The following is a 13,780-nucleotide window of genomic DNA, read 5'->3' on the forward strand; positions in this document are numbered from 1 at the left end:
AATATGGACATGAGCAGAATTTTCCTGAAAGGCGCGTGCCCCACTCCGATCGGCGGGCAGGCGGTTCTGGAGGGTGTCATGATGCGCGGAATGGAGCGGACGGCCATCGCTGTGCGGCTTCCGGACGGGCGGATCCATATGAAAACAAATAAAAACACGGCCAGCGCCCGCTGGACGAGGATACCGCTCCTTCGGGGCGTGGTTTCCTTTGTGATATCACTCGTGGAAGGCACAAAGACTCTGACATGGTCTGCGGATGTGGCGGAATATTTTATGGAGGATGACGAGGAGGAGTACGAGCCTGGACGTTTTGAGACCTGGCTGACCGGCAGAATCGGAGAAAACGGGGTCTGGCAGCTGATGATTTTCTTGTCGGTGCTGATTGCGCTGGTCTTTGCCATCGGCGTGTTCGTGCTGCTTCCGACTGCTGCAATCGGATGGCTGAAACCTTTTGTGTCGGGAGCGGTGACGCTGAATCTTATTGAGGGAGTATTGCGCATTATCATGTTCATCGCGTACATCGCGGCAATCTCCCGGATGAAGGATATCCGCCGGGTGTTTGAGTATCATGGCGCGGAGCACAAAACCATTCACTGCTTTGAGAACAATCTGGAACTCACGCCGGCCAACGCGCAGCAGTTTTACACGCTGCATCCCAGATGCGGCACCAGTTTTCTGATGTTCGTCATGGTGGTGAGTCTGGTTCTGTTTTCCCTTCTGGGGTGGCCGGATCTGCTGATGCGAATCGTGTCGCGGCTCCTGCTTCTGCCGGTGGTAGCGGGGGTGTCCTATGAGCTGCTGAAGTGGGCAGGGCGCTCCGACAACTGGCTGGTAAGGGTTTTGAGTATTCCAGGGCTGTATCTGCAGAAACTGACCACGCGGGAACCGGATGATTCTCAGCTGGAAATTGCCATCGCCGCACTGAAGGGGGTTCTTGTGGAACCTGACGCTCCCTGCATCGAGGGAATTGTGGACCGGGACGGACAGCTGCTGGAACCGATGAATCTGGCGGCGCTGAAAAAGGAACGTGAAGAGATCTCCGGCACCGACGGCTCCGGAGAACGAAACGATGCGGAAAGGACGTGCGATGACGGCAAGGGAACTGATCAATAAGGGCGCGCAGGAACTGGCAGAACGGGGCGTTGCCGATGCAGAGACAGACAGCCGGCTTCTGTTCTGTCACTTGACGGGCGTCAGCCGCTCACGCCTTTTTATGGAATATCCGCGCAAGATGACGGACACAGAGATCGCCGCGTACAAAGCCCTGATCCGACGCCGCGGCACCGGTGAACCCCTACAGTACATTGTCGGCGAGACGGAGTTCATGGGTTTGCGGTTTCGCGTCGATTCACGGGTTCTGATACCGCGCCCGGAAACTGAGCTGCTGGTAGAAAAAGCACTGGAGCTTCTGAAGGGCTTTTCGACAAAATCCGAACAGGGCAGCCCGTCCGCCTCGGGCGAGCCGGCTGCTGCAGGCGAGCCGGTTACTGCAACGCGTCAGAACCCGCTGGGTTCCCGGCAGCCGGTGCGGATTCTGGACTGCTGCTGCGGCAGCGGAGCCATAGGTCTGTCTGTAGCTGCGTTGGCTGAAATGCCGGTGCATGTTATCTGTACGGATATCAGCTCAGATGCTCTTGATGTGGCTCGTGAAAATGCCCGGAATCTTCTGGGTACTAGTATGTCCAGAACTGAAGGTTTTGTCGAAAGCGACGAGCCCGAATCTGACGGCTCGTCCGGAGCCAGCCGCCGGAGAGGCTGGGGAGATAAAAACCGGGGGAAGGTTGAATTTTTATGGGGCAGTTTCCTGGAGCCGGTTGCTGGGAAACGGTTTGACATGATTTTGTGCAATCCCCCCTATATTCAGGACGGAGTCATCCCGGGACTTCAGCGGGAGGTTCGGGAGCATGAGCCTCTGCTGGCGCTGGCCGGAGGCGCGGACGGGATGGATCCTTACCGGGAGATGATCCCGCGGCTGACGGAGCACCTGACGGACGGCGGCGTCGCGATGTTTGAAATCGGTCACGATCAGGGAGAGGCGGTTGCGAATATGTTTGCCGAGACGGGAGAATTCGAGTCTGCGCAGGTCATGCGCGATCTGGCGGGCCGCAATCGCATCGTGTGGACGCGGCGGAGGTATCCGCAGAGTGCGGTGTGAAGTGCGGGACGGAACAGAACCGGGACATGACGGAAACAAAGTAAGGCGCGCCGGAGAAAACAGAAACGGGATAAAAGCGGAAAAAGAACAGGAGAGGGCTATGAAAACACTGAGGATTGCGCTGCTCGGCTTCGGGAACAGCGGGAAAGCGCTTGCTGAGCTGCTTGCCGACAAGCAGCAGGAAATTATTGAAACATATGACTGCAAAGTGATTGTCACGGCAATCGCAACGGGCAGCCGTGGGATCGTGCTGAATTCCGAAGGCATCGATCTGCGTCGGGCCGTTTCGGACATTACGGAGAACGGGGCGTTCAGCGAGGGCACTCCGGGGCTCGAAACGGGACAGGAGCTGCTGGGAGACGGCGGTGCGGAGCAGGTTCTGGCGAGGGGCGATTTCGACGTGCTTTGTGAGCTGACGCCGCTGAACATTAAGACGGGGCAGCCGGCCATCGGGCATATTCGCAAGGCGTTTGCCCGGGATGCGCATGTCGTTACGGCGAACAAAGGACCGATTGCCTGGGCGTATCGCGAGCTGCGGGATACGGCGGCAGAGCGCGGACTGCGCTTTTACTATGAAACGACGGTCATGGACGGAACGCCGGTATTCAATCTGGTGGAGCATACCCTGAAGCTCTGCAGAGTACAGGAAGTGTCCGGTATCCTGAACAGCACGACGAATTTTGTTCTTGAGGAAATGGAAAAGGGCGTGCCTTATGATGAGATTATGCGTTCCGGCAGAGAAAAGGGGTTTATTGAGGCGGACCCGGCGATGGATTTGGAGGGCTATGACGCGGCTGCCAAAATCACCGCACTTCTCAATGTTCTGATGGATGCCGATATGACGCCGGATCAGGTGGACCGGAAGGGCATCGAGAATGTTACTCCGGAACAGGTGCGGGCGCTGGCGACGGAAGGGAAGAGTCTCAAACTCCTGTGCCGGGGCTGGCGGGAGAACGGCCGGGTATTTGCCAGGGTCGCACCGGAAGCCGTCGAGAAAACGGAGTTCCTGGCGACTGTTCACGGGACGACATCGGTTGTGACGATTCAGACGGATCTGATGGGGCGGCTTTCCATCGTGGAGGAAGAGCCGGAAATCCTTCAGACCGCCTATGGAGTTTTCAGTGATCTGCTGCGAGTGATTACGGAGTGAACAAAGCCAGGGCCCGGGGGTGTAAAAAATCCCCCATCCGACTGCGCCAAAATTGGCGTGCGGCTGCGCTAAAATTCGACACAGCGCTGCACCAAAATTTCGACACGGCGCTGTTGACTCGGGACGAAACCTGTGGTATCATAATTAGGCTGCATTTGTGCAGACAAAAATATGCCGGGTGAACACCTGAGCAGGAAAGAGGTAATAGCATGAAGGAAGGAATCCATCCTGATTACATGGAATGTAAAGTAACTTGCGCATGCGGAAATTCTTTTGTTACGAGATCAACCAAGCCGGAACTCCGTCTTGATGTTTGCTCAGCATGTCATCCGTTCTTTACAGGTCAGCAGAAGTTCGCGCACAGAGGCGGACGTGTTGAGAAGTTCAAGCAGAAGTACAACCTGGACTGATCCTGTCAATCAGAAGAGAATCCGAAGAGGCTGTTGCACGAACGATGAAAATCGTCCGAGGCGCGGCCTCTTTTCATGTGCTGAAAAAACCTTGATTTAACAGCGCGTACGCACCGGAAAACCAGAAAGTTCAAGGGTTTACAGCAGACTCGCCGGGATAATACAGTCAGACCCGAGAGAATAATGCAGATTTTTTTGACAATTCCGCCAAAAGATGCTATACTTTAGTTGATGTTGGGATGCTGTAATGTTTTGTAATGTCATATTCAGTTTATGCCGCCTGCGGTAAAAGCACAAAGAATATTCGGGCGTTTGAATCGGAACATGAGGACTGTAAAAAGAGTAAAAAAGTCAAAGTGAAGCACAGCTGGAAAACTACTTGGTAGAAGGGGGGATACAAAATGCCGTTCTTTAATGTAATCGTAACAATAGTGGGCCTGGTTATATGGATAGTGATAATTGCGCTGGTAATACGCGTCGGCTTAAAATTTTATCGGAAAATCAGCAATATCGAAAGAAACGTAAATGCAATCTTAGAAGTATCAAACGAAGACAGTGACAGCGCGGAGGCGTCTGAAACAGAAAACGGTAAATGATAAAACTTCGGGGAATCCTGCGGCGGACTTCCCCGGGAATCCTGCGGCAGCCTATACGAGAATTCGAAACTGGCGGTTCTTACTTTCGATGAGCCCGTCATCCTTCATGGCGCGAAGCTCCCGCATCATGGAGGAGCGGTCCACCATCAGATATTCGGCCAGTTGTCCCAGTGTCATAGGAATCGTAAAAAGACGATCTGGAGGTGAGGACAACGTGTTCGGCGTTTTTTTTGTGCCTCCTTCCCCGGAACGGACAGCGGAGGATCTGTCTACGGCGATGCCGCTGCCCGCGAGACGGCGGCCGGTCTGAGAGCGCACATGCTTCAGATAAGTCATAAGCTTGTCGCGGGTGGAATTCTGCCCCAGAATTGAGATGTGCAGCGACAGCTCCTGAGCCTTCTGAGCCGTCATCATGAAAAGGTTGCTGATGAGCTGGCTGTGATGGGCGCAGAGATTCTCGCAGGGCGTGATGATATGATTGTAATCCAGATAGACGACAGTGCAGTCCGTAAGTGCCTTGACGATGTATTCGAAGTTTTCCAGCGGCAGGGAAAACAGCTCTCCGAAGACATCTCCGCCCTCGTATCTCTCTAACAGAAACAAATCCCCCTCCTCGTTGAGAATCTCCAGACGCGCCTGCCCGCGGAACAAAACCGCGACGCTGGCGGGCACGCCCGCCGAGTAGGACAGGATAGTGTCGTCTTTTCTGTATTTTCTTGTGATCGGTTTGAAGCAGGGAATCATCATGTCGATGGAATCCTGACCGATGTTGTCCAGCAGACTGACTTTTTCCATAGGTGCCTCCGTACAAAGTGAATTAAGGGGTGCGCGTTCCGTGTTTTTTTAATAATATCACAAAAAGTTGCAAATGTCACAACATCGCCTGCAAAAGTAGGATATAATTTCGGTACAAAATATTCAGACAATACTATTAACTTTTGTCCGGCTGCCCGGCAGGGACGCCGGAAATACAGGAACTTTTGTGAATCCGGGAGGTGACAGACAAATGCTTTTTAAAACTACAGAGGCTCATGAAGAGCTCAGGGCTAAGGTCAGAGCGTTTGCAGAGGAGGAAATTAAGCCTATCGCGTTTAAGCTGGACCAGAGCAATGAATTCCCCCACGAGGCAGTAGCCAAGATGGCGAAACTCGGTCTGATGGGAATACCATATCCGAAAAAATACGGCGGAGCGGAGCTTGATGTTCTAAGCTACGCGATTGCAGTCGAAGAACTAGCCCGCGTGGACGGCGGCGCAGGCGTTATTCTGTCCGCGCACACATCGCTGGGAACTTATCCTATCGCGGCTTATGGAACTGAAGAGCAGAAGCAGAAGTATCTGGTTCCTCTGGCGAAAGGTGAGAAGCTGGGAGCTTTTGGCCTGACGGAGCCCAACGCAGGATCAGATGCGAGCGGAACAGAGACCACTGCGGTGCTTCAGGGCGATCATTACATCCTGAACGGCGGAAAGGTGTTCATTACCAATGCGCCGATCGCAGACACTTACGTTGTCTTTGCGGTCACCACGCCTAACATCGGGACGCACGGAATCAGCGCGTTCATTGTCGAGAAGGATTACGAGGGCTTCGAGTTCGGCGACCACTATGACAAAATGGGAATCCGCTCATCCTCAACTGCGGAGCTGATTTTCAATGATGTGAAGGTACCGAAGGAAAATCTGCTGGGCCACGAGGGAGAAGGCTTCAAGATCGCCATGTCCACGCTGGACGGCGGCCGCATCGGAATCGCCGCGCAGGCACTGGGAATCGCACAGGGCGCCTTTGAACATGCGAAGGAATACGCACTGGAAAGAGTACAGTTCGGGATGCCGATCGCATATCAGCAGGCAAACCAGTTCAAGTTCGCCGATATGGCCATTAAACTGCGGAACGCACGGTTCCAGGTCTATTCCGCAGCAGAACTGAAGCAGGCTCATGAACCCTATGGAATGGAGGCCGCAATGGCGAAGGCGTACGCGTCGGATATTGCGCTGGAGGTCTGCAACGATGCCCTGCAGCTCTACGGAGGAAACGGCTTCCTCAAGGGAATGGAGGTAGAGAGAGCTTACCGCGACGCCAAGATTACTACGATCTATGAAGGAACAAATGAAATTCAGAGGATCGTAATCGCTGCGAATATTCTGGGTAAACCGCCAAAAATGAATGTGGCGGGAGGAAAGCAGAAGGGACCCATCACCGGAGCCCGGAAAAAGGAGATCTACAGCAAAGGCAGCGCACAGGAACGAGTGGATCAGCTGGTAGAGGCTCTGAAGGCAGACGGCTATGACTTCACAGTGGGAATTGACCCGATGACGCCGATTGTCGATGCGGACCGCGTCGTTTCCGCCGGAAAGGGGATCGGCGATAAGAAGAACATGAAACTGATCGAGGATCTGGCGAAGCAGGCCGGCGCAGCCATAGGCTCCTCCAGACCGGTGGCGGAGACGCTGAAATATCTTCCGCTGGACCGCTATGTCGGTATGTCCGGGCAGAAGTTCAGCGGCAATCTGTACATCGCCTGCGGAATCTCCGGAGCAGGTCAGCATCTGAAGGGGATCCGGGAGGCTACCACCATCGTGGCCATCAACAAAAATAAGAATGCACCGATTTTCAAGAATGCGGATTACGGCATTGTAGGAGATGTGATGGAGATTCTTCCTCTGCTGACAAAGGCACTGGACAACGGCGAGGAGAAGAAACCGGCGCCGCCGAGAGTCAAGATGAGAAAGGCAACCATTCTGAAGGAGCCCTCTCACTGGACGACGTATGTATGCGACGGATGCGGATACGAATATGATCCGGCCGTCGGTGACGAAGAAGGCGGCATCAGCCCGGGAACCACATTCGAGTCACTGCCGGAAGAGTGGATCTGCCCGGTATGCGGCGAGGAAAAGACCGCGTTCATCGAGGTTGAAAAAGTATCGAATAAGGAGGATCAGTAATGCATTGCGTAAGAAAGGTAACCGACGACCTGTACTGGGTCGGAGCGAACGATAAAAGACTGCATCTGTTTGAGAGCATCCATCCGATTGAAGACGGCGTTTCCTACAACTCGTATCTTCTGATGGACGAGAAGACCGTTCTGTTCGACACGGCAGACTGGTCTGTAGGACGCCAGTTCTGCGAGAACGTGGAATATGTTCTGAACGGGAAACCGCTGGATATCATGGTAATCAACCATCTGGAGCCGGATCATGCGGCCTCTATCAACGAAATTATCCTTCGGTATCCGGACGTCAAGGTGGTCTCCACAGAAAAGGCGTGGCTGCTGATGAATCAGTTCAACTTCGGCGTTGAGGAAGAGAACTTCATCATGGTGAAGGAAGGCGACACCATGAAATTCGGAAAGCACGAGGTCACCTTCGTGGCCGCTCCGATGGTTCACTGGCCGGAGGCCATGGTCACCTTCGATCTGACCAACGGCGTTCTGTTCAGCGCGGATGCCTTCGGTTCCTTCAAATCGCTGGACGGCGCTTTGTTCGCGGATGAGGTGGACTTCAAGGACGAGTGGATCGATGAAGCCCGGCGCTACTATACAAACATCGTCGGCAAATACGGACCGCAGGTCATGGCTTTGTTAAAGAAGGCCTCCGCCATCGATATCAAAATGCTGTGCCCCCTTCACGGACCGGTGTGGCGCAAAGATATTCCCTGGCTGTTGGATAAATACATCCACTGGGCGACATATACGCCGGAAGAAAAGGGCGTGATGATCGTATACGCTTCCATGTACGGCAACACGATGAACGCCGCTCAGATCCTGGCTGCGAAGCTCCATGAAAAGGGCTTCCACAATGTCCATATGTATGATGTGGCGGAGACACATGTGTCTTATCTGATCGGACAGGCTTTTAAGCTGAGCCATATTGCGATTCTGTCCGTGACCTATAATCTGAACGTCTTTCCGCCTATGCAGAACTTCATTGACGATATGAAGCGCTTGAATATGCAGAAACGCGTGGTCGGCGTGGTGGAGAACGGCTCCTGGGCGCCTCAGGCCGGCACTCTGATCTGCGAGGAACTGGACGAGATGAAGCAGATGACTGTGCTGAACGAGCAGGTATCCCTGCTTTCCGCCGTGAACAAAATGACTGCGGATGAGCTGGACGGACTAGCTGACAGCATTATCGAGTCGATGAAGCAGGATTATTAAGCAGCGTCTGCTCATTAAGTCCCCACCGGACTTAATGGCTGGGCACGCATTAAGCAAATACTGCACTGATTGCATAACAGATCTGCCATTGCTTCCGGCCGGGCGTGAGCGCCCGGCCGGAAGACTGCTGCGCTGAGTAATCAGCGCGGTTTTTTTGTTTCTGTACTTCTCATTCCCCGCGATCCTTCAGGAGAGATCCTGCGTGTTCGGCTAATTCATTGAAGTCGATGCTGCAGCTGCCGTCCCAGATTCCAACAGGAACTCGGTCGCTGAAGGTGCAGATAAAAGGAACGTATGTTCGTGCTTCCTGTTGAAAAACCCCGCGGCTTATTGTATAATGAATCATCAGATTCAGACAGGAGTGAATGTCTTGCTGTGAAGGAGGAGCGTTCGTGATCGACTATAAAATCGTAAGGAAACGGGGAGAAAAGGAATATCACCGGGCGGTGGCCAAAGGACGTTATCCGTACCTGCCGGCGCTGGACGACCTGCTTTCCATGGAAGAGACCGTGGGGGAGGAATATCTGGGAACGATGGAGATCCCGGTTCACATGATTCGCGGAACGAAAACCGTGGGGAGGAAGGAATCCTTTTCCTACGGGTTCATGCCTCTCCTGGAGCCGGGCAGCGAGTTTGCGGCTAAGTGGGTTAGTCTGTATGATATTCAGATGGATACAGGGTTTACCGATCCCGTCAAAGTTTATGAATATATGAACTGCTTCTATGTGGCTGAGGGTAACAAGCGGGTTTCGGTGATGAAGTACCTGAACGGAGACTCGATTCTGGCGGATGTGACACGGGTGATTCCCAAAAAGACGGAGGAGAAAGACCGGATGATTTATTATGAATTCCTGGATTTTTACCGCGTCACGGGGGTTTACGGAATAACATTCTCGGAACTGGGCTGCTATAAACGCCTGGCGGAGTATTTCGGACGGGATCTCCAGACGGCCTGGCCGGAGGAGACGGTACGGCTTTTGAAAACAGTCTTTGTTTATTTTGGCGTGCTTTTTGCGGAGAAGGGAGGCGGGCGGCTCGATATAACGGCGGCGGATGCGCTTCTGATTTATCTGTCCGTTTACAGTATCGACTCGCTGACCTGCAAACCTCCGGAGGAGATCCGCCGAAGGATGGACAAGCTCTGGAAGGAATTCCGGACGGGCATCCGGGAGGAGGCGATTGACATTGTCGATACGCCCGAACTCTTCGGCGGGACTCGGTCTTCCGGGATTTTCAGTCTCTTTGCAGGAAGCGTTTACAGCGAGGCGAAGCCTCTCCGGGTTGCCTTTGTACATGAGAAAAACGCAGAAAACTCCAGCTGGGTCTATTCCCATGAGCTGGGGCTGGAATACCTGGAGGAATGTTTCGACGGAATCGTAACGACGGAGGTTTTTTCGGACTGTGGAAACGACGAAGCCGTCCGGGCGGCAATTGACCGCGCTGTGGAGCATGGCGCCGAGGTGATCTTCACAACGTCTCCGTCCCTGATGGCGGAGACCTTCCGTTCCGCAATTCATTATCCGAAGATCAGATTTCTGAACTGCTCGGTCAAACTGCAGCATCAGGCGGTCAGGACCTATTACACCCGCTCCTATGAGGTCAAATTCGTTCTTGGAGCACTGGCGGCGTGCCTTGCGGAGAACCATCGTATCGGTTATCGGGCGGATTATCCGATATACGGGTATATTGCCAATATCAATGCTTTTGCGGCCGGAGCGGCTATGATTGATCCGCAGAGCAGAGTGATTCTGACCTGGGCTACAAAGGAGAAATCAGACTGGCGGCGGGAACTGGCGGAGCAGGAGGTTTCGGTGGTTTCCGGAGCGGATATGCAGCCTCTGCACAGCACCTCCCGGGAGTACGGCCTGTACCGGTATGAAGCCGGAGAACCGATGAATCTGGCGGTTCCCTGCTGGAATTGGGGAAGATATTATGAGCTGATCCTCCGGACGGTGATGAACGGAACCTGGGATGGACTGAATGCGGTGAAGAGGCATCAGGCGGTTAACTACTGGTACGGGATGAGTTCGGGAATTCTGGATCTGCAGCTGCTGCGGGACTTCAGCCCCGGAACGCGGCGTATGGTGAAATACCTGCGGGACGGAATCGTTTCCGGAAACATCTATCCGTTTGAAGGCGAGCTGAAAGACCGGCAGGGGAGAGTACGGCAGAGGGAAGGCCGGATGAGCAACGAGGGAATCATCGGTATGGACTGGCTGCTGGATAACGTGGACGGCTCGCTGCCTAAACTTGAAGAACTGAAGTCTACCGCGAAGAATGCGGTAAGCGTCAGCGGGGTAATAGAAAAATGAAGATACTGGCGATATCCGATATTGAGGAAGAATATCTGTGGGGGCATTTTGCGGCAGAAAGGCTGGAGGGTGTGGAACTTATTCTCTCCTGCGGTGATCTGGCTCCGGAATATCTGGAATTCCTGGTGACCATGACCAATGTGCCGCTGCTTTACGTACATGGAAATCATGACCAGAAATATGATTTCCGCCCGCCTCAGGGATGCGTGTGCATTGACGGAAGCACGGCATCCGTTCGGGGACTTCGCATTGCCGGACTGGGCGGGAGTATGCGCTATAAAGAAGGAACTCATATGTATACAGAGGAAGACATGTGCCGGAGGGTCCGGCGCCTGAACCGTCAGATCCGGCGGCAGGGAGGACTGGACGTTCTCGTGACCCATGCACCGGCGGCAGGATGGGGCGATCTGGAGGATCATGCACATCTCGGATTCGGATGCTTCAATGATATTCTGGAAAAATGGCAGCCGGCACTGATGCTTCACGGACACGTTCACAGCAGTTACGCAAGGGGAATTCCGACAGAGACGCAGCATGACTGCGGAACGAGAATTATCAATGCCTTCGGATATGCTGAGGTGACATGGACGCGAGGAAAGGAAGAGAAGAGGGAGGCGAAGGAGCGGAAATGATTTTGTACGATGAGGAAAAAAGAATTTTTACGATTCATACTGACCATTCCACATATCAGATGATGGCGGATCATTACGGCTATCTGCTGCATCTGTATTACGGCAACCGCACTGACGGACAGACGGATTACCTGCTGACATACCGGGACCGAGGGTTTTCCGGGAATCCGGGATGTGCCGGAAGGAACCGGACATATTCGCTGGATGCGCTGCCCCAGGAGTTCCCTTTTCAGGGCGGCGGCGATTTTAGGAGCACGCTTCTGTGTGTACGGGATTCAGCGGGAATTACAGGATGCGATCTGCGATACCGGGAGCATCGCGTTCGGAATGGGAAATACGGACTGACGGGTCTTCCGGCGGTGTACGCTGGGGAGAAGGACGATGCAGTCACGCTGGAGATTGTTCTGGAGGATCGGCGGCTTGGACTGGAGGTGACGCTTCTGTACGGCGTGCTCCCGCACTGCGATATCATCACCCGCAGTGTGATTCTGCGGAACAAAGGAAAAGACGGATTTTTCTTCGACAAAGCGCAGACGGCGTGCCTTGACTTTGTTCACGGAGACTTTGATTTTACAGTGTTTCAGGGGAGGCATGCGATGGAGCGCATTCCCCGGAGACAGAGGTTGATCGGCGGAAATCAGGTTATCGGCAGCCGGCGCGGAGCGTCCTCCCATCAGTATAATCCTTTTGTGATTCTGTCGGAGCATGATGCCGGGGAGCACGCCGGGAGATGCTGGTCAATGCAGCTTGTATATAGCGGCGGCTTTGAAGCAGAAGCCGGACGGGATCAGTACGGGCAGACCAGGATGCAGATGGGAATGGGAGACGGCCAGCTGGATTATCCTCTTGGAGCCGGAGAGGAACTGACGCTTCCGGAGGTGATCATGAGCTTCAGCGGGAACGGGCTGGCCGGACTCAGTCAAAATCATCATCGATGCATTCAGCGCCACGTCATCCGCGGAAAGTACCGCGACTGCCCCAGGCCGGTGATTCTGAACAGCTGGGAGGCGTCGTACTTTGATTTCACCGGGCGCACGGTCGTTGAACTCGCGCGGCAGGCCAAGTCCCTCGGAATCGATATGGTCGTGATGGACGACGGCTGGTTCGGAGAACGCCGCGATGATCTGCGGGGGCTGGGAGACTGGTTCGCCAATGAAGAAAAGCTGGGCGGTACGCTGGGCGATTTAGTGAAACAGGTGAATGCGGAAGGTGTACGGTTCGGAATCTGGATGGAACCTGAGATGGTCAGCGAAGACAGCGAGCTGTATCGGGAGCATCCCGACTGGACGCTAGCGATTCCCGGCGCGGAACCGGTGCGGGGGCGGTATCAACTCGTTCTGGACTTTTCGCGCTCTGAGGTTCGGGAATATATTTTTCAGAGAATCTGTGAGGTGCTTGATCAGGGGAATATCGAGTATCTGAAATGGGACTGCAACCGGAATATCGTTGAGACATATTCGGACCCGGGAAAGCAGGTGCGGGAGCACAGAGGCATGTCTTCCGTGAGTCGCGGAAAGGTTCTTCACGAATATATTCTCGGCCTGTATGATGTACTGGAGAGACTTCATCAGCGCTTCCCGGAACTGTTGATTGAAGGCTGCTGCGGAGGAGGGGGCCGTTTTGATGCGGGAATGCTCTATTATACGCCACAGATCTGGTGCAGCGACAACACAGATGCTGTAGATCGTCTGCTGATTCAGTACGGTACGAGCTTCGGTTATCCCGCAGCTGCGATAGGCGCTCATGTGTCTGCCTGTCCGAACGGGCAGACGGGTCGGACGGCACCGCTGGCAACCCGGGGTGCTGTGGCGATGGCAGGAACCTTCGGATATGAATTGGATCCCGCGAAACTCTCGGAGGAGGAACGGCAGGAGATCAGGCGGCAGATGACCGTATATCGGGAAATGAGACGACTGGTACAGGAGGGATTGTATTTTCGTCTGTCAGATCATCTGAACTGTGATGGATCGGCCGGACCGCGCACTGACGAGTTCGTCGCGTGGGAATTTGCGGAGGAATCCGGTCGGCAGGCGGTTGTCACGGTGGTGACGACTGGGATTCACGGTAATATGCCGACGCAGTATGTGAGACTGCGGGGGCTCACGCCGGGAGCTATGTACAAAGTGGAGCCGGAAGGCGAGTCGGAACTGTGGAGCGAGGCGCTGCGGCAGGTATACCCGGCAGAGGCGCTGATGGATATGGGACTTCCGCTTCCGGAGATGCAGGACGAGTATCAGAGCGTTATCTTCCGGCTTCTTCGTGAGGATGCGCATAGGGAGGGCAGGAAACACCCTTTGTGAGAGAATGCGCATCGGAAGGATGCGCATTGAAAGAATAGGCAGAGCCTTTTGCGGGAGGTCACAAAGGCAGTCCGAC

At 54.3% G+C, this 13,780-nt stretch carries 10 protein-coding genes; 9 read left to right on the plus strand and 1 reads right to left on the minus strand.

The genetic code is table 11. The annotated features are described in order from the left end of the window. Positions 1-3: 3 nt before the first annotated feature. The 4 genes from FYJ64_RS02970 (at position 4) to rpmE (ending at position 3,715) form a co-directional block, all read left to right on the plus strand. Complete coding sequence (locus FYJ64_RS02970) at positions 4-1,113, plus strand: DUF1385 domain-containing protein (RefSeq protein WP_154573772.1); 1,110 nt, start codon at positions 4-6, stop codon at positions 1,111-1,113. Continuing rightward, on the plus strand, positions 1,070-2,155 hold the full coding sequence (locus tag FYJ64_RS02975; protein WP_154573773.1) for a N5-glutamine methyltransferase family protein: 1,086 nt from the start codon (positions 1,070-1,072) through the stop codon (positions 2,153-2,155). Before FYJ64_RS02970 ends, FYJ64_RS02975 begins: the two co-directional genes overlap by 44 nt. A gap of 100 nt (positions 2,156-2,255) precedes the next feature. Next, positions 2,256-3,305 carry a hypothetical protein gene (locus FYJ64_RS02980; protein WP_154573774.1) on the plus strand — a complete coding sequence of 350 codons (1,050 nt, stop codon included), beginning with the start codon at positions 2,256-2,258 and terminating at the stop codon, positions 3,303-3,305. Positions 3,306-3,514: 209 nt separating this feature from the next. Then, positions 3,515-3,715, plus strand: a complete 201-nt coding sequence (gene rpmE, locus FYJ64_RS02985; protein WP_075713010.1) for a 50S ribosomal protein L31 — start codon at positions 3,515-3,517, stop codon at positions 3,713-3,715. Positions 3,716-4,362: 647 nt separating this feature from the next. Here the strand turns inward: rpmE and FYJ64_RS02990 are convergent. Beyond that, positions 4,363-5,106 carry a Crp/Fnr family transcriptional regulator gene (locus tag FYJ64_RS02990; protein WP_154573775.1) on the minus strand — a complete coding sequence of 248 codons (744 nt, stop codon included), beginning with the start codon at positions 5,104-5,106 and terminating at the stop codon, positions 4,363-4,365. A gap of 211 nt (positions 5,107-5,317) precedes the next feature. On the opposite strand from FYJ64_RS02990, the gene FYJ64_RS02995 reads away from it, so the two are divergent. The 5 genes from FYJ64_RS02995 (at position 5,318) to FYJ64_RS03015 (ending at position 13,704) form a co-directional block, all read left to right on the plus strand. After that, a complete protein-coding gene (locus tag FYJ64_RS02995; protein ID WP_154573776.1) occupies positions 5,318-7,249 on the plus strand; it encodes an acyl-CoA dehydrogenase family protein in 1,932 nt (643 codons plus the stop codon). Continuing rightward, a complete protein-coding gene (locus FYJ64_RS03000; RefSeq protein WP_154573777.1) occupies positions 7,249-8,460 on the plus strand; it encodes an FprA family A-type flavoprotein in 1,212 nt (403 codons plus the stop codon). The genes FYJ64_RS02995 and FYJ64_RS03000 overlap by 1 nt, the downstream gene beginning before the upstream one ends. A gap of 392 nt (positions 8,461-8,852) precedes the next feature. Further along, on the plus strand, positions 8,853-10,772 hold the full coding sequence (locus FYJ64_RS11715) for a BMP family ABC transporter substrate-binding protein (RefSeq protein WP_206045519.1): 1,920 nt from the start codon (positions 8,853-8,855) through the stop codon (positions 10,770-10,772). Then, positions 10,769-11,404, plus strand: a complete 636-nt coding sequence (locus tag FYJ64_RS03010) for a metallophosphoesterase family protein (RefSeq protein WP_154573779.1) — start codon at positions 10,769-10,771, stop codon at positions 11,402-11,404. Before FYJ64_RS11715 ends, FYJ64_RS03010 begins: the two co-directional genes overlap by 4 nt. Next, positions 11,356-13,704: an alpha-galactosidase gene (locus tag FYJ64_RS03015; protein WP_407928757.1), complete on the plus strand. Its 2,349-nt coding sequence runs from the start codon at positions 11,356-11,358 to the stop codon at positions 13,702-13,704. The genes FYJ64_RS03010 and FYJ64_RS03015 overlap by 49 nt, the downstream gene beginning before the upstream one ends. Positions 13,705-13,780 lie beyond the last annotated feature (76 nt).

This window comes from Hornefia butyriciproducens (assembly GCF_009695915.1).
Classification (GTDB): domain Bacteria; phylum Bacillota; class Clostridia; order Peptostreptococcales; family Anaerovoracaceae; genus Aminicella; species Aminicella butyriciproducens.